Annotated in this window: 17 protein-coding genes; 14 read left to right on the top strand and 3 right to left on the bottom strand. The window is 34.7% G+C overall.

Going from position 1 to position 19,811, the window contains the following annotated elements; all coding sequences use genetic code 11:
* The first annotated feature begins 11 nt into the window (after positions 1-11).
* The 6 genes from FC80_RS00775 to FC80_RS00750 all read left to right on the top strand — a co-directional run bounded on the left by FC80_RS00775 (position 12) and on the right by FC80_RS00750 (position 7,122).
* A complete protein-coding gene (locus FC80_RS00775) occupies positions 12-1,346 on the top strand; it encodes a 2-oxo acid dehydrogenase subunit E2 (protein ID WP_057828247.1) in 1,335 nt (444 codons plus the stop codon).
* Between the two features lie 4 nt (positions 1,347-1,350).
* Positions 1,351-2,757, top strand: coding sequence for a dihydrolipoyl dehydrogenase (gene lpdA, locus FC80_RS00770; RefSeq protein WP_057828246.1), 1,407 nt, complete (start codon positions 1,351-1,353; stop codon positions 2,755-2,757).
* A gap of 11 nt (positions 2,758-2,768) precedes the next feature.
* The gene (locus FC80_RS00765; protein WP_057828245.1) at positions 2,769-3,782 is read left to right on the top strand and encodes a lipoate--protein ligase; all 1,014 of its coding nucleotides are present in this window, start codon (positions 2,769-2,771) and stop codon (positions 3,780-3,782) included.
* 178 nt (positions 3,783-3,960) lie between these two features.
* On the top strand, positions 3,961-5,097 hold the full coding sequence (locus FC80_RS00760) for an SGNH/GDSL hydrolase family protein (RefSeq protein ID WP_057828244.1): 1,137 nt from the start codon (positions 3,961-3,963) through the stop codon (positions 5,095-5,097).
* A gap of 96 nt (positions 5,098-5,193) precedes the next feature.
* On the top strand, positions 5,194-5,958 hold the full coding sequence (locus FC80_RS00755; protein ID WP_057828243.1) for an epoxyqueuosine reductase QueH: 765 nt from the start codon (positions 5,194-5,196) through the stop codon (positions 5,956-5,958).
* A gap of 183 nt (positions 5,959-6,141) precedes the next feature.
* The gene (locus FC80_RS00750; protein WP_057828242.1) at positions 6,142-7,122 is read left to right on the top strand and encodes a 2-hydroxyacid dehydrogenase; all 981 of its coding nucleotides are present in this window, start codon (positions 6,142-6,144) and stop codon (positions 7,120-7,122) included.
* On the opposite strand, the gene FC80_RS00745 is transcribed toward FC80_RS00750, so the two are convergent.
* Positions 7,106-8,473 carry a DHA2 family efflux MFS transporter permease subunit gene (locus FC80_RS00745; RefSeq protein WP_057828241.1) on the bottom strand — a complete coding sequence of 456 codons (1,368 nt, stop codon included), beginning with the start codon at positions 8,471-8,473 and terminating at the stop codon, positions 7,106-7,108. The genes FC80_RS00750 and FC80_RS00745 overlap by 17 nt on opposite strands.
* A 311-nt stretch (positions 8,474-8,784) precedes the next feature.
* Here FC80_RS00745 and FC80_RS00740 point away from each other — a divergent pair, with 311 nt between their 5' ends.
* The 5 genes from FC80_RS00740 (at position 8,785) to FC80_RS00720 (ending at position 14,274) form a co-directional block, all read left to right on the top strand.
* Positions 8,785-9,054 carry an ACT domain-containing protein gene (locus tag FC80_RS00740; protein WP_057828240.1) on the top strand — a complete coding sequence of 90 codons (270 nt, stop codon included), beginning with the start codon at positions 8,785-8,787 and terminating at the stop codon, positions 9,052-9,054.
* Between the two features lie 25 nt (positions 9,055-9,079).
* Positions 9,080-10,423 carry a PFL family protein gene (locus FC80_RS00735; RefSeq protein WP_057828239.1) on the top strand — a complete coding sequence of 448 codons (1,344 nt, stop codon included), beginning with the start codon at positions 9,080-9,082 and terminating at the stop codon, positions 10,421-10,423.
* Positions 10,424-10,643: 220 nt separating this feature from the next.
* Positions 10,644-11,393, top strand: coding sequence for a DeoR/GlpR family DNA-binding transcription regulator (locus FC80_RS00730; RefSeq protein WP_057828238.1), 750 nt, complete (start codon positions 10,644-10,646; stop codon positions 11,391-11,393).
* Positions 11,394-11,395: 2 nt separating this feature from the next.
* Complete coding sequence (gene pfkB, locus FC80_RS00725) at positions 11,396-12,313, top strand: 1-phosphofructokinase (RefSeq protein ID WP_057828237.1); 918 nt, start codon at positions 11,396-11,398, stop codon at positions 12,311-12,313.
* A 17-nt stretch (positions 12,314-12,330) separates the two neighbouring features.
* On the top strand, positions 12,331-14,274 hold the full coding sequence (locus FC80_RS00720) for a PTS fructose transporter subunit IIABC (protein ID WP_057828236.1): 1,944 nt from the start codon (positions 12,331-12,333) through the stop codon (positions 14,272-14,274).
* Between the two features lie 67 nt (positions 14,275-14,341).
* Here the strand turns inward: FC80_RS00720 and FC80_RS00715 are convergent, their stop codons facing one another.
* Both FC80_RS00715 and thrC read right to left on the bottom strand, forming a co-directional pair.
* Entirely contained in the window at positions 14,342-14,794 is a 453-nt protein-coding gene (locus tag FC80_RS00715; RefSeq protein WP_057828235.1) for an Lrp/AsnC family transcriptional regulator, read from the bottom strand.
* Positions 14,795-14,939: 145 nt separating this feature from the next.
* Complete coding sequence (gene thrC, locus FC80_RS00710) at positions 14,940-16,433, bottom strand: threonine synthase (protein WP_057828234.1); 1,494 nt, start codon at positions 16,431-16,433, stop codon at positions 14,940-14,942.
* Positions 16,434-16,643: 210 nt separating this feature from the next.
* Between thrC and FC80_RS00705 the strand changes: the two genes are divergently transcribed.
* From FC80_RS00705 to FC80_RS00695, 3 genes are all read left to right on the top strand, one after another.
* Positions 16,644-17,927 (top strand): homoserine dehydrogenase, encoded by a 1,284-nt coding sequence (locus FC80_RS00705; RefSeq protein WP_057828233.1) that lies wholly within the window; start codon positions 16,644-16,646, stop codon positions 17,925-17,927.
* 26 nt (positions 17,928-17,953) lie between these two features.
* Entirely contained in the window at positions 17,954-18,814 is an 861-nt protein-coding gene (gene thrB / locus FC80_RS00700; protein ID WP_057828232.1) for a homoserine kinase, read from the top strand.
* Positions 18,815-19,077: 263 nt separating this feature from the next.
* Positions 19,078-19,737 (top strand): sugar transferase, encoded by a 660-nt coding sequence (locus FC80_RS00695; RefSeq protein WP_157055562.1) that lies wholly within the window; start codon positions 19,078-19,080, stop codon positions 19,735-19,737.
* The last annotated feature ends 74 nt before the right edge of the window (positions 19,738-19,811 follow it).

Here is a 19,811-nt window from a genome sequence, read left to right as displayed (position 1 = left end):
GAGGCGAGCAAATGAGTACCTATCAATTTAAATTGCCGGATATTGGTGAAGGAATTTCTGAAGGAATTGTGGCACAATGGTATGTAAAAGTTGGTGATGTCCTAAAAGAAGATGACGATTTATTAGAGATTGAAAACGATAAGTCGGTCGAAGAAATTCCTTCCCCAGTGGCAGGAACAGTCAAGAATATTCTTGTGGATGAAGGAGAAACTGCTGAAGTTGGACAAGTTTTAATTGAGTTTGAGGTCGAGGGAGCAGGAAATGTTACCAATGGTGCAGAAACAGCAGCACCACAAACATCTGTTGAACAGACACCAGCTTCTCCAGCTGTAGAGGCAGCGGCACCAGTGGCAGAAATTAGTGTATCTGAGACTGAGAAAAAGGAAATTAATGTTACCAAAATGGCTGAGGTAGACAGAACGTTGCCAGTCTTAGCGATGCCAGCAGTCCGCGTATATGCTAGGGAAAAAGGCGTGGATATCATAAATGTGAATGGTACAGGGTCCCATGGCCATGTCACGAAAGAGGATGTCGATGCATTCTTGCAAGGTGGAAATAAACCTGAGACAGCAGAAACAAAAGAGACAGAAAGTGTAGCCACAACAAGCTCTGCAAGTAATGGTTCACAAGCAACAAGTCAGAAATGGCCAGAAACTAGAGAAAAAATGTCAGGAATTCGTAAGGCTACAGCTAAAGCAATGGTGAATAGTGTTGGTGAAATTCCACACGTTACAGTTTTTGGCGATGTTATAGTTGATAAATTATGGAACCATCGTAAACAATATAAGACGATGGCAGCCGAACGAGAAGTCAGACTCACTTTCTTGCCATATGTAGTTAAAGCATTAGCAGTTGTAATGAAGGAATTCCCAATCTTTAACGCATATGTAGATATGGAAAAACAAGAAATTGTATATCGTAACTATATCAATGTTGGAGTTGCAACGGATACCGATAGAGGTTTATTTGTGCCGAACATCAAAAATGCTGATCAAAGGAGCTTGTTTGGTCTAGCAAAACAAATTACGGAAAATACGGAAAAAGCAAAAGATGGTAAACTTGCCAGTGATGATATGAAGCATACAGGAATGTCGATTACAAATATTGGTTCAATTGGTGGAGGTTTCTTTACACCAATCATCAATTGGCCAGAAGTTGCAATTTTAGGTTTGGGTAAAATTACAAAAGAGGCAGTTGTGGTAGATGATGAAATTAAAGTGGCATATGTCTTAAAACTATCTCTTTCTTTTGATCATCGAATTATTGATGGTGCAACAGCGCAAAGAGCACTTAATCGCCTAGATGAACTGTTGAGTGAACCAGAACTGTTATTGATGGAGGGGTGAGCAGATGGTAGTCGGAGATTTTGCAATTGAACTCGATACAGTTGTGATTGGTGCTGGACCTGGTGGGTATGTCGCAGCAATCAGGGCTGCTGAAAAAGGTCAAAAAGTTACGGTTATTGAAAAAGAATATATAGGTGGCGTATGTTTGAATGTTGGCTGTATTCCTTCAAAAGCATTGATAGAGGCAGCGCATCGTTATCAAAAAGCGATGAATTCCTCTGAGATGGGGTTGAGAGTAACAGCAGCAACCCTTGATTTTAAACAAACCCAAAAATGGAAGCAAGAAAGTGTAGTGGATAAATTAACCGGTGGAGTTGCTGGATTATTCAAAAAACATAAAATCGATGTTATTTGGGGTAGTGCATTTTTAAAAGATGACCATAGTTTGCGTGTAATGACAGATGATTCTGCTCAGACGTACAGTTTTAATAATTTAATCATTGCTACTGGTAGTCATCCAATCGAGATTCCTAACTTTAAATTCAAAGGAAGGGTCCTAGATTCAACAGGAGCTTTGGCACTTCAAGAAGTTCCTAAGAAATTGATAGTAGTTGGTGGAGGTTATATCGGATGTGAACTGGCTTCTGCATATGCTAACCTTGGGTCACATGTTTCTATTCTTGAAGGTTCGGGCCGAATTCTAGCTAATTATGAAAAAGACTTGGTTTCAGTTGTTGAACATCATTTTAGCGGTCAACACGTTGATATCTATACGAATGCGATTGCAAAGATGTCAGAACAGACTGATAAAGGTGTCAAAATTAAATTTGATGTTAATGGTGAAGAAAAAGAACTAGAAGCAGATTATTGCATTGTTTGTGTGGGCCGAAAACCTAACACTGCAGATTTAGGATTGGAGCATATCGGCGTAAAAATCGGAGATCGTGGATTAATTGAGGTTGATGCACAGTGCAGAACGACTATCGACAATATTTATGCAATTGGTGATGTGATTCCTGGTGCTGCACTGGCACATAAAGCCAGTTATGAAGGAAAAATAGCAGCAGAAGCAATCTCTGGTTCCAAAGGAATTGTAGATTATCGTGCTATGCCAGCCGTTTGCTATACAGATAGTGAAATCGCAACAACAGGTTTAACCGTGGCAGAGGCTAAGGAACAAGGACTTGATGTTAAGAAGGCACAATTTCCATTTGCTGCAAACGGAAGAGCTATTTCAATGAATAGTACTAGTGGGTTTGTAAGGCTTGTTTTTGAAAAGGAAAGTCAAGCAATCGTTGGTGCACAAATTGTGGGTCCAAATGCAAGTGATTTGATTACTGAACTAACATTAGCAATTGAAACAGGTGCAACTGTCGAAGATGTTTCACTGACTATTCATCCACATCCAAGTGTTAGTGAGGCAGTAATGGATGCTACTGATATTGCTCTTGGGTTACCGATTAATATTTAGGAGTGAAGCCAATGCAATACGTTTCAATGAAGACATTTGATATTCGAAGGAATCTGGCTACTGAACAGTATTTGATGAACAGTGATAAATTGAATTTACCAGTGATGCTTTTTTATATTGAAGATCGCTGTGTGATTGTGGGACGCAATCAAAATACAATTGAAGAGGTTGATCAAAAATATTGCCGTGATAATAACATCATGATTACAAGACGCCTTTCAGGCGGTGGTGCAATGTATCAAGATCTTGGGAATCTTTGTTTTAGTTTTATTGTAGATGCAAAAAGTCAAGATTTTGGAGATTTTAAAAAGATGGTAGCACCAATTGTGAATGCACTACATGAGATAGGTGCAACTGGTGCAATGGTGACTGGAAGAAATGATATTATAATCGATGGGAAAAAATTTTCCGGCAATGCAATGTATACCCGCAAAGGCAAGACCTTTTCGCATGGAACTTTGATGCTAGATGTCGATACATCTGAGGTTGCAAAAGCATTAACTGTACCACCAGACAAGATTGAGTCAAAGGGAATTAAGTCTGTTCGTAGTAGGGTAACCAATTTACGCCCGTATCTAGCCCCAGAATATCAAAATATTACAACTGAAGAATTTCGTGATTTATTGATTTGTAAGATTTTAAATGTTGAAAACATTGATGCTGCTAAATCTAACGAATATCTGCTGAGTGCTAAAGATGAAAGAGCAATTGATGAAATTGAAGAGAAGTATTATAGTAATTGGGACTGGGTTTTTGGTAAGTCTCCCAAATTTACAATAAAGAGACGCAAACATTTTACGGGTGGGACGGTTGATGTGCGGATTTTGGTCGAAAAGGGTAGAATTGAAAGTATCAAGTTTTATGGTGATTTTTTTGGGACAAATAATGTCAGTGAGCTTGAAAATGAACTTATAGGATGCTTATTTGACAAGGATATTTTGATAAGAAAAATGAAGTATGGGAATTTGGAAAAGTTTTTTCAAGGTATTCCTGAACAGGATATAATTGATTTGATAGTTAAGTAGCTAGTAAATCAGAAAAAAAGTAAATTAAGAAAAGTTGAAAGGAAACTTTCTCCTTTGTAACAGTCTGAGGCTAGGTCAAAAGTTAAAAATTGACTTGGCTTCTCTTTTTATTCTGAATTAATATTTTTCCTAAGTTTTAGCTAGTAATTAATGTAAAAATGAGAGGAATCAGCAAGGAATGGAATGGAGTACAGTATGGTTACATGAATGCAGTAATTTTTCTGCGTTACCATTTAAAATGAATGAATTGACAGAAATTGTTCAAATGACGCTGAACGAAAATGGAGAAGCACTTAGATTTGAACTAACGAACTTATATGGCAAACAAGATATTTTATTTGATGAGATAAATCTTAGCACTGATAAAGAGTTTCACGTGAAACAACAAATTAGTTTTCAGCGACAAAGGAAAGTCATAATTAAGCATGGAAGTAAAGTTTTGACTGATCCAGTGCAATTAAAAATTATTCCAGGAATGAAAATTTTTTTGCAGTTAATTAGTAAAAAACCACAGGAATACATGGATTTTGCTAGTACATATGATACAAGTGAAACTAATGCTATAATTGTTAGAAAAGCCGATGTAAAAGCAAAATTAAGTAAAAACAACAGTGCTCGTCATGGTTGGTTTTGTCTTAGACGTGCGGAAATTTTAACGAGAAAACGAGCAAAAAAAATTGCAATAGTAGGTGATTCATTGGCTGAAATGGGGTATATTAGTTCAGAATTAGCAGAAGTTTTTCGAAGTGATTACCCTGGGGAAATAACAGTTTTAAATTACGGTGTTTCTGGTCAAAGATTACTTAATAATGCTCCTCAAGATGAGCCCTTATTCACAACATTTGGAATGAAAGTACGGGAGAATGTAAAAACAGCAATCGATGATGGCGTAGATTTAATAGTTATTATTAGTGGGCTAAATGATTTGGTTTTACCACTGTTTAGCAAACAAGCTGCTAATCAGGTTGTAAATGAATACGATTTATTTGATGAAATAAGGTATTTGATTGATTTTGGACGAGAAAGTGCCAAAATTATTGAGTGTTCAATTACTCCTTTTGAAATCGGGCATGGTAAAGAAATTCATACAAAATTGATGGAACAAAATATCTCTACTAGACTGAAATTTAATAAGTTACTAAGAAAATATTGTACGAACACTTTAATAGATAGTGCTTCCTTAATGGGGGATATTGATCAATTACGTTTACAAAAAAAGTATGATTTAGGAGATCATTTACACATTAATAAGGAAGGTGGGGCAATGGTTGCACAAGAAATATTTAATAAAGCTCAGATTTGGCTAGATTTTTAGCAACTGATATTTTGAATGATGAATATATTTTAATTTTTAGTAAAAATAATATTACTAGGGTATACTGAAGTTAGCGAAAATTTGTGAGGTTATCAAATGATTGACTTACATGAGATTCTGGACAAAATGAATCCAAATCAAAAAATTAATTATGACAGAATTCTTCAAAAAATGATTAGTAATTGGGAGCAAGAAGGCAGACGGCCAACTATTTTGCTCCATAGTTGTTGTGCTCCATGTAGCACGTATACTTTGGAATATTTGACAAAATATGCAGATGTCACAGTTTATTATGCCAATTCAAATATTCATCCACGTGCAGAATATCAACGACGAGAGTATGTTCAAAGAAAGTTTATTTACGATTTCAATAAAAAAACCGGAAACAATGTTAAGTTCATTGCTGCAAAGTATGAACCACAAGAATATTTTATAGCAGTAAGAGGTCTCGAAAAGGAACCTGAAGGAGGCAATAGATGTCGTGCTTGTTTTAGCTATCGGCTCGACTTAGTTGCTGCTAAAGCTGTTGAATTGGGATTTGATTATTTTGGAAGTGCATTAACCATTAGTCCGCATAAGGATTCACAGGTGGTTAATAGTGTTGGGATTGATGTCCAAAACTTTTATGATACTAAATATTTACCAAGTGATTTTAAAAAAAACAATGGATATCATCGCTCTGTTGAAATGTGTCAAGAATATGATGTATATCGTCAATGCTATTGTGGTTGTATTTTTGCCGCAAAAGTACAAGGCGTAGATTTAGCACAAACTAGGAAAGAAGCATTGGATTTCATGAAAGGGAAAGATGGAAATAAAGAATTTCCAGATATAATTTTTTCATATCATAAAAAAATTTGAGTTAGAACTGTCTTTTGAATATTATCTCGCTAGTCAGGCTATGGAATCTGTTGAAAATCTGAACAGATTCTTTTTTTTATAACCTTTTTTCATTTATGTATATTTTGGCTTTTAAATGCATAAACGTGATGATAAAATGTTTTAGAAATGTATATTATGTACAAGAATAGAGGGGGGACTCAAATGAAAGTACTAATTTCTGATTTCAAAGAGATAATGCAAAAAAACAATAATGTTGAGATGAAATTGTTAAAAAGAAATCATCCAGATTGGAGAATTGCGGTACAATCCTATGATTTGAAGAATCCTAAACCTTTTTATGATGAGCTAAAAGATGCTGATGCATTGATTACAGCTTTTTTACCGATTGATCAAAGGTTACTTGATGAAGCTCCAAAATTAAAATTGATATCGATTAGTGCAGTCGGTTATGAAAAAGTTAACTTGCAATTAGTTCAAAAAAAAGGAGTTAGGGTTTGTGCTATCGGAGAATATTGCACGCAAGATGTGGCTGAATTTACGATGTCATTGATTTTTGCATTGGTAAAGAGATTAAAGCAGTACGATAGATTAGTAAATGAAGAACATCGTTGGGAGTACGATGCTTTTATGGCACAACCAAGACTTTCAAAAATGACTCTTGGAATTTTAGGGTATGGTCGAATTGGGTCCCAAGTGGCAAAAATGGCTAACGCTTTTGGGATGAGGGTTATTGCATATAGTCGACATGCTTTGGTTGGAACTAATTGTGAGGGTGTAGATTTTGTTACAGAAGATGAAGTTTTTGCTAAGTCAGATGTAGTGTCTAATCATATGAGAGCTACGGCAGATAATTACCATTTTTTTGATGCCGTAACATTCAATAAAATGAAACAAAAAAAGCCCTATTTCATCAATGTTTCAAGAGGTGAAACCGTAGATGAGAAGGCCCTTTTGTTTGCACTTAATAGTGGTATGATTCGAGGTGCTGCTCTTGATGTTTTAGAAAGTGAGACGCCAAACCTAATTGATAATCCATTACTTCAGAAGAACAATGTCCTAATTTCTCCTCATGCAGCTTTTTATTCACAAGATTCAATGGCTACTTTACAAAGAATATCGTGTCAAAATGTAATCTCATTTTTTGAAGGTCAAGAAGAGAAGGTTTTTAACTTTGTTGACTAGTATGTGTATGTTTTTTAAAATACCTATGGAATGTTGAAAACATGAGTAATAATAAGATAACTGTGAAACCGATAGATAGCTGTGTTCCTAAAGTAAATGATTCAGGAATATCTGCGATAACAATCATGATTGTTATTGATGCAGAAGCTGCAACCTGCCGGAATGTATTATTTAACGCAGATGCATGGCTAATATCATTGGGATTGATATCTTTAAAAGCTTCAGACATTGCAGGTGAGAAGACTAATGAGTTACCAATCATTCGAATAAGGTATGCAAAAGTAATTAGCCAAGTAGGGGTATCTTTTGTCAACAAGAGTAAGGGAATTGTGGCAAGAATCATCAAGAAAAATCCTGCATACAAAAGAAGTTTAGGACCATGGTTGTCATAGTAGCGACCGGCAAAAGCTGCAAAAACAGCATTTAAAATAGCACCAGGTAATAAAATCAGGCCTGCTTGCATACTATCTAGTCCTTGGACGTTCTCGACGAATATGGGAATAATTTGTTCTGTTCCAATTAAAACCATAAACGCAAGCATACCGATGATAGTAAGTCTATTGAATGAGTATACTTTTAGAACACCAACATTTAGCATTGGCTGTTTTAAGATTAACTGTCGTTTATAAAAAATAGCTAGTAAAAATATTCCTAGTAGTAACATTGCACTAGCAACAAGCAAGTTTTGTTGGATGACGGTAAGACTAACTAATGTTAAGGCGGAACCGATAAGTGATAGTATTACGGAAAGAATGTCAATTTTGACTTCTTTTTTTTGCGAATAATTAGGAAAATAAAAAAATGCAATTATCCAAACTAAAATAATTAGTGGAAGTACTAGCAAAAAAAGAAAACGCCAATTAAAAAAATTAAGAATAATACCTGAAAGTGTTGGACCAATTGCGGGTCCAAAAGCAATTACCAAACCAGAAAGGCCTAAAACGGTACCACTTTTCTCGGGAGGATAAATGACAATCATAGTAGTCATTTGAAAAGACATAAGGATTCCACCGGCACAGGCTTGAAAAATCCGTGCAGTCAGTAAAATAATAAAATTAGGCGCTAAAAAGCCCAAGATTGTGCTAGCAATGAAAATACCAGTTGACGCTAAAAATAACTGTCTATTTGAGTATTTGTCATATAAATTAGAAGATAGTGGTGTAACAATTCCAATAATAAGGATATAACCAGTTGTTAGCCATTGAACATTATTTAAAGAGACATGCATAGTTTTTTGAATCACTGGTAAGGCTGTAATCATCATAGTTTGACTAGCTAATGTAAGAAAAGTTATAAGCAATAAAAGTGTAGTAACAATGATTCTTTTTTGTTTTGGAATAGGAGTATACATACAGGATTATTCCTTTCTGAATAAATATAATTTTTTGAGATTATAACGTTAAAAAGCGTCATATTAACATCTAATGTTATATTTTATTTTTGAGAATATCAAGAAACTTTTTAAATTTAAGAGAAGCAAATTTTTAGTTGATAATGTTCGTTTTTAAAAAACCAAAGGAAAATAATTGGGGTAATATATGCAAATAATTATAAGAATATGTTTAAAAACCGAATAATACTTTTAGAGAACGTTGCAGAATATAGCGTAAAAGGCTATACTTGGAGAAATAATATTAACTAATAAAATGAATGAGGTGCAAAATGAAAGCAATTTTGACTACAATTGGCAAAGATCAGGTAGGAATTATCGCAGGAGTAAGCCAATTTTTAGCTGAAAAAAAGATTAATATCCTCGATGTTTCCCAAACAATTATGGATGGGTACTTCACTATGATGATGATGGTGGAGATAAAAGATGAAAAAACTGATTTTGCAGTTCTCTCTGATGAACTTAATGTGCTAGGTTCCAAATTGGGTGTTGAAATTAAAATTAGACGTGAAGAAATATATCATGCAATGCATCAATTATAGTATACGGGAGGACTGTTAGATAGAGATGGAAACTGAGAAGATTATTGAAACAATTCACATGATTTCAGATGAAAATCTTGATGTTCGCACAATTACGATGGGAATTTCTTTACTTGATTGTATTGATAGCGATAGTACAAAAGCATGTGAACGAATATATAATAAAATAATGACTAAGGCTAAAAATCTTGTTAAAGTTGGCGAACAAATTGAAGCAGAATATGGTATCCCAATTATTAATAAGAGAATTTCTGTAACACCGATTGCAATTATTGCTGCAGCAAGTTCTGATCAAAACTATTTAAAATATGCGCAGACACTAGATCGTGCAGCTAAAGAATTAGGTGTTAATTTTATTGGTGGATTTTCTGCACTTGTACAAAAAGGGTATCAAACAGGTGATTTAAAATTAATTAAATCTTTACCACAAGTTTTAGATGAAACTGATTTAGTGTGTGCCTCTGTCAATGTCGGTTCAACACGTAGCGGAATTAACATGGATGCTGTTGCAGAAATGGGTAAAGTCATTAAAGATGCATCTAGTCGTTCATTTATGACAAATACTAAAATGGTTGTCTTTTGTAATGCTGTTGAAGATAATCCATTTATGGCAGGTGCATTTCATGGTGTTGGTGAACAAGACACTGTTATTAATGTTGGTGTTAGCGGCCCCGGAGTTGTAAAACATGCTTTAGAAAAAGTAAAAGGTAAATCAATGGACGTTGTTGCAGAAACAATCAAGCAGACGTCATTTAAGGTTACCCGGATGGGCCAGCTAGTTGGAACAATTGCTGCTGAACGTTTAGGGGTCCCATTTGGAATTGTTGATTTATCATTAGCACCAACGCCTGCAGTAGGCGACTCGGTTGCACAGATTCTTGAAGAAATTGGGTTGGAAAGCGTCGGAACACATGGTACCACAGCCGCATTAGCTTTATTGAATGATGCAGTAAAGAAAGGTGGCATTATGGCTTGCAGTCATGTCGGTGGTCTTTCAGGGGCTTTTATTCCGGTTTCTGAAGATGCAGGGATGATTGCTGCAGTAAATGCAGGGACTTTAAATATTGAAAAATTAGAAGCTATGACAGCAGTCTGTTCGGTTGGTTTAGATATGATTGCCATTCCGGGTGATACACCAGCAGAGACTATCTCTGCGATGATAGCTGATGAAGCTGCAATTGGAATGATTAATAATAAGACGACAGCTGTAAGAATTTTACCAATTCAAAATAAGAAGGTCGGCGAAATGGTTGAATTTGGTGGATTACTTGGATATGCGCCAGTAATGGGTGTGAACAGTGCATCTTCGGCTAAAATGATAGCTAGAGGTGGGCTAATACCTGCGCCGATTCATAGTTTTAAAAATTAGATAATAGTATTATTTATTGGCAGATATTCTAGCTTTCAGTTAGATATCTGTTTTTTTGCTTAAAAGTAGAAATTTATATTACTTTTAAGTATAAATAATGAGTAGAAATAATATTTTCAGTCAAAAACAATCATAAACACTTACAAATATGATTGAAAGTGCTTTTTTTTGATTGATTTTTCAGAATTTCAATGGTAATATATTTTAGGAGGTAATGTAAGTGCTTGCAGAAGAACGACAACAGGTAATTCTAGGTATGCTTCATGAGAACGGAATTATAAAATTGCATGATGTTTGTAGGAAAGTTGAATGTTCAGAATCCTCAGTTCGTAGAGATTTGCAAGAACTTGAAGAAGCAGGATTATTAATTCGGGTTCATGGCGGTGCTAAGATTAGACAGTCATTGCAAAGAGAGCTAGATATGAGTGGTAAATTTTCCCAAAATATAGAGCAGAAGAATAGGATTGCAGAAAAAGCAGTAAGTCTTATTCAAGATGAAGATGTTATATATCTTGATGCGGGGACTTCAACATTAGCCATGGTACCGTTTTTAGATCAAAAAGAGCAGTTAACCGTTGTTACAAATGGCATAATACATGCAACAGCCCTTGCTGATCAGAATATTAGAACGATTCTTGTCGGCGGAGAGCTAAAAAACACTACAAAAGCAATTGTCGGTGTTGAAACTGTTAAGGAGCTACAAAGATATCGTTTTAACAAAGTTTTTCTTGGAATGAATGGTGTTCATCTGGAGTATGGTTATACTACGCCAGATCCAGACGAAGCTGCGGTAAAGCATGCTGCAATAAGGCAAGGAGCAGAGGCTTTTGTTTTGGCAGATGATTCAAAATTTGATGAATTTTCTTTTGTTAAAGTTGCTGAAATTACAGAAGCTAAAATCATTACTAACAAGCTATCAAAAGTGGTTTTTGACCAGTATAATAATCAAACAGAAATTCAGGAGGTTTAATTATGATTTATACAGTTACAGTTAATCCATCAATTGATTATATTGTTCAACTTGAAGAATTGACGTTGGGTGAAGTTAATCGAATGGACTACGATGCAAAGCTTCCCGGTGGGAAAGGAATTAATGTTTCCCGTATTCTTCGTGAATTAGGGCAAGATAATGTTGCGCTTGGCTTTTTAGGCGGATTCACTGGTAATTTTGTTGAAGAGGCTTTGAAGGAAAAAAATTTAAAGACAAAATTTACGCATATTGCTGCTGATACTAGGATTAATGTGAAGGTAAAAGCTCAAGATGAGACAGAAATAAACGGTAAAGGGCCAGAAATTTCTGAAAAAGAAGTTGAAGTATTTAAAAAACAATTTGATAAATTGACAGAAGATGATGTGGTTATTTTGTCAGGTAGTTTAGCACCAAGTTTACCAAAGGATTTTTATTTTGAATTAATCGAAATAATTAGAAGTAAAGGGGCCGATTTTGTTATTGATACAACTGGTGAAAGTTTGTTAAGAACTTTGAAAGAGAATCCATTAGTTGTAAAGCCAAATCACCATGAATTAGCAGAAATGTTTGATGTTGAGTTAGATGGTATTTCGGATGTTGTTAAGTACGGTAAAAAGTTACTGGACTTAGGCGCAAAACATGTATTGATTTCAATGGCTGGAGATGGGGGATTGTTAATAACTCCCGATGAGGTTTACTATAGCAAAGCACCTAAAGGAGTAGTTATTAATTCTGTGGGCGCAGGTGATTCAATGATTGGTGGTTTTGTGGGAACTTTTTCTGCTACAAAAAATGCACTTGAAAGTTTCCGTTACGGTTTAGCATGCGGAAGTGCAACTGCTTTTTCGGAAGATTTAGCAAATCGTGCAAAAATTGATGAAATTTTGCCACAAATAAAAATAGAAGACTATAAAAATTAAGAAAAGGAAGTGCAATGATGGATATTCGCGAATTGTTATTAAAAGATGCAATGATTATGGATTTGAAAGCATCTACAAAACAAGAAGCAATTGATGAGATGGTGCACCAGTATTTTGTTAGTGGTGTAATTGATGATGAAGAAGTTTACAAGAAGGATATAGTGGCTCGTGAAGCTCAGTCGACAACCGGAATTGGTGACGGAATTGCAATGCCCCATGCCAAAGATAAGGCTGTAAAAAGAGCGACTGTGATGTTCGCAAAAAGCGAAAAGGGTGTCGATTATGATGCACTTGATGGCAATCCAGTACATTTGTTCTTTATGATTGCAGCACCTGAAGGGGCAAACAATACGCATTTACAAGCACTTGCTGCATTGTCGGGTTTATTAATAAATCCTGATTTGGTTGCAAGTTTAAAGAAGGCACAGACACCTGAAGAAGTTCATCAATTGTTTGCAGATGCGCAAGCCGCTAAAGAAGAAAAAGAAAAGGCTGAGGAAGAAAAGGAAAAAGCAATAGCAGAGACATCCGTTTCATCAGATAGACCCTATGTTGTAGCTGTAACAGCATGCCCAACTGGTATCGCACATACTTACATGGCTGAAGAAGCTTTGAAGAAGCAAGCTGAGGCAATGGGTGTTGACATTAAAGTTGAAACAAATGGTTCTGAAGGTGTAAAACATCTTTTAACAGCTGATGAAATTTCGCGTGCAGTAGGTGTAATCGTTGCGGCGGATAAGAAGGTAGAAATGGCTCGTTTTGACGGCAAGCATTTGGTCAATCGCCCAGTTGTTGATGGAATTAAAAAATCTGAAGAACTAATCAATAAGGCAATAGCACAAGATGCACCAATCTTCCATGCTGATTCTGATGCTAGTCAAGAAGATGATGCAACTGGTACAATTGGAAGTAAAATTTACAAAGATTTAATGAATGGTGTTTCTCATATGTTACCGTTTGTTGTTGGTGGCGGTATCTTAATGGCGTTATCTTTTGTTATTGAACAGTATCTGGGTGGAGCGAAGTCAACAGGATTTATTTTCTTAAATAATGCTGGTAGTTTGGCATTTGCTTTTATGATACCTGTTTTGTCAGGATATATTGCTGAATCAATTGGGGATCGTCCAGCTCTTATGCCTGGGTTTGTTGGTGGTTTTATGGCTACGGTATATAGTGGAACATTTGGCGGTGTGTATACGGCTAATGTGATGGCAAATGCTAAGAGTGCTGGTGGCTTTTTGGGAGGAATTGCTGCAGGTTTTATTGCAGGATACTTAACAATTTTCTTGAAACATCTATTTTCTAAATTACCTAAGTCATTAGATGGTATGAAACCTATGTTACTTTATCCAATTTTTGGGTTATTACTTGTAGCTTTATTAATGTTTTTCATTGTCAATCCAATTTTTGCAGTTATTAATACTTGGGTTACAACTTTCTTGAACCATATGGGTACAGGAAATGCAGTGTTACTAGGATTAATTTTGGGTGGTATGATGGCAATTGATATGGGTGGCCCATTCAACAAAGCCGCATATGTATTTGCAGTTGGTGCATTCACTGCAACTAAAAATGGTGACTTAATGGCAGCTGTTATGGCTGGTGGGATGGTTCCACCATTTGCAACAGCGATTGCAACAGCATTTTGGCCAAAGAAATTTACTGATGATGAAAGAAAAGCAGGGATTACGAACTGGGTATTAGGATTTTCTTTCATTACTGAAGGAGCAATTCCTTTTGCAACAGCCGATCCGTTGCATGTTATTGGATCAAGTGTAGTTGGTGCAGCAATTGCGGGTGGGTTAACACAATTTTGGCATGTAAGTGTTCCTGCTCCTCATGGTGGTTTATGGGTAACTCCATTAGCTACAAATGCTTTTGGATATATTGCAGCAGTTGTGATTGGTGCTATTATTGCAGGAGTTATACTAGGAATTTGGAAAAAAGAAAGAAACAACTAATTTAAATAAGAAAAGCTGCGACAATGTTCTGATTACAACATTGTCGCAGCTTTTTTAGTAAGGTAAATTAAAAATAAATTTCTCCTGGATTAAGTTCTAATGGTCTTTGTATAACGCTTGTCGAGAAAACAATCTGTGTTTTAGTTTCGCCAAAGCGTTGAATATCATTGATAAAGTTATCTAATGATTTTGTTGATTTGAAATAGCAAGTGATTATTTGAGAATAACTACCTGTTACACAATCGCAAGAAATTACATTTCCAACAGATTCAATATAAGGATAAAAGTCATCTTTATCTTTAGGTGAAAGACGTAAACTTACGTAAGCTTTAATTGGGTATCCGAGTACTTTATAGTCGATAGAAGTTTGATAATTTGTGATGATTCCACGTTCTTCAAGATGTGTTAAACGAGTTGATACCGCAGGGGCAGAGATAAAGCAAATATCAGCTAGTTTTTTTAAGGAAATTCGAGCATCTTTTTGTAAAGTTGACACAATTTTTAAATCAATTTCATCCATTAAAAATCCCTCCAAACAATCCTATTAGCTTAATATAGCATACTATCTTAATTTAAACACGTATTAAAAGATATAAAAGTAACAAAAAAACAGCAAAAAACGAATAAAAAACAAAAAAGTAGTTAAAATCAATGCGAATAAAAAATCACTTCATAAGAAGATTCTTTACATTTTTTTTCATTTCAACAGGAGAAATAATTTTTTTTGTACGAATATATTTTGTATTTAAAAGTTGTGTTATAGCATTAGGAAAAGCAAGATTACTTATTTTTTTAAGAGCTTGTAGTGCAGGAAAACCAGGTTCAAAAGCAGAAGAATCATGTAACCCAATTAATACTGATTGAGGAAATTTGTAAGGGCTAGCTGTCGATACTACTATTGTTGGAGTTGAATCGGCTTGTTCTTCGCTGTAAAGCTTAGCAACGTATGATGCTACAGCAGTATGTGGATCAATTACTGTTCCATCAAGATTGTATATTCTAAAAATTTCTGCTGCAGTTTGATTTTCATCAGCATAAGCAGCAAAGAAATCATTTAAAGAAGTTCTTATTTCCTCGGAAATAATATATTTTCCCTTTTCGTTTAATTGGGTCATTAATTGGAGAGTATCTTTTGAACTTTCATTATTAATATAGAAAAGCAGACGCTCCAGATTGCTTGAAACAAGAATATCCATTGATGGTGATGATGTGACATAGAAAGGTCGATTTTTATCGTAAACACCTTCATTGAAAAAGTCGGTTAAAACATTATTTTTATTTGATGCACAGAGGAGTTTATTTATTGGAAGCCCCATTTTTTTGGCGTAATATCCAGCAAGAATATTCCCAAAATTTCCAGTAGGCACACTAAAATTAATTGCAGTTCCTGTAGAAATTCTTTTTTGTTGAATCATTTGTGCATAAGCATAGAAATAATAAACAACTTGAGGAAAAAGACGCCCAATATTGATAGAATTAGCAGATGAAAATTGGTAACCATGACTAGATAGCTCACTAGCAAGTTCAGGATCATTTAAAAGCTTTTTAACATTTGTTTGAGCAATATCAAAATTGCCATCAACGGCAAATACAAAAGTATTTTTTCCTTTTTGAGTCAACATTTGTTGTTCCTGAATAAAACTCACACCATTTTGGGGGTAAAAAACGATGATTTTTGTTCCATCAACATCTGCAAAACCTTCCATAGCAGCTTTTCCAGTGTCACCAGAAGTTGCAGTTAGGATTACAATATCCTTTTGAGAGTTATTTTTTTTAGCCGCAACAGTCATTAGATGGGGGAGAAGTTGAAGTGCGATATCTTTAAAGGCAATCGTGGGTCCGTGAAAGAGTTCAAGATATCCTGTATTATCGTGAAAGGATAAAGGAGCAATTGTAGAAATGTCAAAATTAGAGCCATAGGCTTTTTCAATACAATTACGAAGTTCAATTTCAGAAAAATCAGTGTAGAAAAGTTTTAAAATTCTAAAAGCTAGTTCTTGATATGAAAATGTAGTTAGTTCTGCTAGATTAAAGTCAATTTTAGGAATCTCTGTTGGAACGTATAAGCCACCATCAGGACTTAAACCTTTTAAAATTGCTTCAGAGGCTGGAATGGCATTTGAAGAAGAGCCCCTAGTACTACGGTATAGTAAAGCCATGTTTTTTCGCTCCTTTTTCTTGTTAGAAAACTCTAATTTATATATGAAGAATACCATAAATGCTTGAACGATAACAGTTAATTTATTAAGCTTATAAAAAAGTAGAATTATGAAAAAAACATTTAAACAAAACTTAATTTCCATTATTTACGCTAAATATTAGATTTTTATGATAGAATAGTTGCAATAAATAAACTGGAGGATACAAGTATGCAAGTTGTTAACGTAGGTGTTTTAGGGTTGGGAACGGTTGGAAGTGGTGTTGTCAGACTATTGAAAGACCATGCGTCAAAAATTTCTAATATTACTGGGAGAAAGCTTGTAGTTAAGACTATAGTCGTTCATAATCTTGATAAAAAAAGAGATATAGATTTGACTGGTATCAAGGTGACGAACGATATTGAAGAAATAATTAATGATGAAGAAATCAATATTGTTGTAGAAGTCATGGGTACAGTTGCAACTGCAAAGAGATATATTGAACTGCTATTGAGCGCAGGGAAACATATAATTACAGCTAACAAAGATTTAATTGCTACATATGGTTCAGAGCTGGCGGAATTAGCAGATAAAAATAATTGTGATTTATTCTATGAAGCGAGTGTTGCAGGTGGTATTCCAATTTTAAGGACAATAGTAAATTCATTTGCAGCTGATCGTATTATTGAAGTTAAAGGAATAGTAAATGGAACAACAAATTATATTTTAACAAAGATGAGCCAAAATAATATGCCATTTTCAGAGGCATTAAAATCGGCTCAAGAGTTAGGCTTTGCGGAACCTAATCCTACGAATGATATTGAGGGAATAGACGCTGCCTATAAAATGATAATTTTGACACAATTTGCATTTGGAATAAATGTTACTCTAGATGATATTGAGGTAGAAGGTATTAATGGTATTGATTTAGCAGACATAAAAGAAGCTAAAAATTTAGGATATAATATCAAATTGCTTGGAATTGCAAAGTTGGTTAATGATAGGATTAGTGTCAACGTTGGACCAGTGCTTGTTCCAGAAACGCAGCCATTATCTGCGGTTCAGAATGAAAATAATGCCGTTTTGGTTACAGGAGCTGCTGTTGGTGAAACGATGTTCTATGGCCCAGGAGCGGGTGAATTGCCAACTGCGAATAGTGTTTTGAGTGATATAATTGCGGTTACAAAAGATATTGTTTTGGAAACTGCAGGAAACAGGTTCAATGATTTCTCGCGCGAAGGTAAGCAAGCATTACCAGAAGAGGTTAGGTATCCTTATTACATTTCATTAAAAGTTAAAGATCAACCTGGTCAAATGCTCAAGATTACTGAGGTTATGACGAAGCTTAATGCTAGTTTTCATTTGATTATTCAAAGTGAGTACGATGATACTTATGCCCGTGTTGTTATGACAACTCATGAAATGTCACAGAAACAAATTAAAGAAATTATTATAGGAATTGAAGATTTGGAAAATATTAATGTCATTGCATCTTATAAAATATTGCCAGAATAATAATTTAGCAAAGGTTGGGGAAAATAATGCAGTTTACACTTAAGGTACCGGCAACAAGTGCAAATCTTGGACCGGGGTTTGATTCAATAGGAGTTGCGCTTAATCTTTACCTTAAAGTAGAAGTTTTGGAAGAGAGTCAGACATGGATTGTAGAGCACAACATGGGTAAGGTTTATCATGATGAACGTAATTTGATTATTAGTACTGCATTGGCGGTTGATCCTACAATTACTCCACATAGGGTAGTCGTTGAATCGGATATACCTTTAGCAAGGGGACTCGGAAGTAGTTCCTCAGCAATAGTGGCTGGAATTGAGATTGCTAATAGATTAGGAAAATTAGAATTGACAAAGCAACAAAAACTAGAAATTGCAACTAAGCTAGAAGGTCATCCAGATAATGTGGCTCCAGCCATTTTTGGTAATTTGGTTGTGTCATCTTATGTTGATAATATTGTAACAAGTGTCGTTGCTAAGCTCCCGGACTTGTCCCTTGTTGCATATATACCAGAAGAGGTCTTACTAACAAAGGAAAGTAGGAAAGTGTTGCCTGATATGTTACCATTTAAAACAGCAATTGAAGGTAGTAGTGTTGGTAATACTTTGGTTGCAGCATTACTAACTGGCAACCTTGAAAAGGCAGGAAAAATGATTGAAGCTGATAAGTTTCATGAAACTTATCGAGCTAACTTAGTGCCATATTTGAAAGAGATTAGGGAATTAGCACATGCTAAAGGAATATATGGAACTTATCTGAGCGGTGCAGGGCCAACTATTATGACAATAACTACAAAAGAAAAAAGCTCAATTGTAAAAGAGATAATAGAAAAAAGTTTTTCAAAAGGGAAAATAATTAGTTTAGATGTTGATATAATGGGGATAAATTAATTGACGTAAGAGTGCTGAATCAAAAATTAATTTTGATTTGGCATATTTAGTTTATATGAAAATCAATTAAAAATAAGAGTTGCATCTTAGTTAAGAAGTACACATAGTAAATTTCATTATATTTGAAGTATAAGATTTATCAAAGGAAAGAATAAATTTACAGGAATTTCAATGTAGAATTTGAATATTATTTTATTTGAGATATAATGAGATGATGAACTTTTATAGCTGTGTTTTCAGGTTATATTTTAAGGAGAGTTAATGTGAGTTATAGTGGTAAACATAAGATATATTTGGACAAGAAAGCGATAGAAGATAGGCATTTGTATCGACTTTTAAAAAGGATTTTTGATTTTATAACTAGTCTTGTTGGAATTATATTATTACTCCCTTTATTTTTAGTGGTAGCTGGATTAATAAAAATAGAAGATCATGGGAAGATAATTTATAAGCAAACTAGAGTTGGTAGAAATGGTAGCTTATTTTCAATTTACAAGTTTAGATCAATGCGAATGGATGCTGATAAGCATATTGCTGAATTGCTCAAATATAATCAGGTTGAAGGGCCTATGTTTAAGATTAAGGACGATCCAAGGATAACTAAAATCGGTAAATTTATTAGGAAAACTAGTATTGATGAATTACCACAGCTTGTTAATGTTTTACGCGGCCAAATGAGCTTGGTTGGGCCAAGACCACCGTTGGTTACTGAAGTTAAACAATATAGTGAATACGACAAACAACGTTTACTAGTAATTCCAGGTTGTACTGGTTTGTGGCAAGTTAGTGGAAGAAATGATGTGGGATTCAGCGAAATGGTTGAATTGGATTTAGAGTATATAGAAAAAAGCAATTTATTGTTTGACTTTTTTTTAGTCATAAAAACACTAAAAATTATGATTATTCCTAATGGTGCGTATTAATGTACTAAGTGAGGGTAAGATTTTAATTGTGTTTTTAAAATGATGAATACTTGTAGATTGAAGATGAAACTATT

This window comes from Liquorilactobacillus cacaonum DSM 21116 (assembly GCF_001436735.1).
Classification (GTDB): Bacteria; Bacillota; Bacilli; order Lactobacillales; family Lactobacillaceae; genus Liquorilactobacillus; species Liquorilactobacillus cacaonum.
The sequence above is the reverse complement of the archived record's forward strand: the minus strand, read 5'-3'. Positions and strand labels throughout refer to the sequence as shown.

Bases quoted from the DNA above. Each gene is read 5' to 3' on its own strand.
- FC80_RS00775 (WP_057828247.1), top strand. From the start codon at position 12: ATGAGTACCTATCAATTTAAATTGCCGGATATTGGTGAAGGAATTTCT.
- lpdA (WP_057828246.1), top strand. From the start codon at position 1,351: ATGGTAGTCGGAGATTTTGCAATTGAACTCGATACAGTTGTGATTGGT.
- FC80_RS00765 (WP_057828245.1), top strand. From the start codon at position 2,769: ATGCAATACGTTTCAATGAAGACATTTGATATTCGAAGGAATCTGGCT.
- FC80_RS00760 (WP_057828244.1), top strand. From the start codon at position 3,961: ATGGAATGGAGTACAGTATGGTTACATGAATGCAGTAATTTTTCTGCG.
- FC80_RS00755 (WP_057828243.1), top strand. From the start codon at position 5,194: ATGATTGACTTACATGAGATTCTGGACAAAATGAATCCAAATCAAAAA.
- FC80_RS00750 (WP_057828242.1), top strand. From the start codon at position 6,142: ATGAAAGTACTAATTTCTGATTTCAAAGAGATAATGCAAAAAAACAAT.
- FC80_RS00745 (WP_057828241.1), bottom strand. From the start codon at position 8,473: ATGTATACTCCTATTCCAAAACAAAAAAGAATCATTGTTACTACACTT.
- FC80_RS00740 (WP_057828240.1), top strand. From the start codon at position 8,785: ATGAAAGCAATTTTGACTACAATTGGCAAAGATCAGGTAGGAATTATC.
- FC80_RS00735 (WP_057828239.1), top strand. From the start codon at position 9,080: ATGGAAACTGAGAAGATTATTGAAACAATTCACATGATTTCAGATGAA.
- pfkB (WP_057828237.1), top strand. From the start codon at position 11,396: ATGATTTATACAGTTACAGTTAATCCATCAATTGATTATATTGTTCAA.
- FC80_RS00720 (WP_057828236.1), top strand. From the start codon at position 12,331: ATGGATATTCGCGAATTGTTATTAAAAGATGCAATGATTATGGATTTG.
- FC80_RS00715 (WP_057828235.1), bottom strand. From the start codon at position 14,794: ATGGATGAAATTGATTTAAAAATTGTGTCAACTTTACAAAAAGATGCT.
- thrC (WP_057828234.1), bottom strand. From the start codon at position 16,433: ATGGCTTTACTATACCGTAGTACTAGGGGCTCTTCTTCAAATGCCATT.
- FC80_RS00705 (WP_057828233.1), top strand. From the start codon at position 16,644: ATGCAAGTTGTTAACGTAGGTGTTTTAGGGTTGGGAACGGTTGGAAGT.
- thrB (WP_057828232.1), top strand. From the start codon at position 17,954: ATGCAGTTTACACTTAAGGTACCGGCAACAAGTGCAAATCTTGGACCG.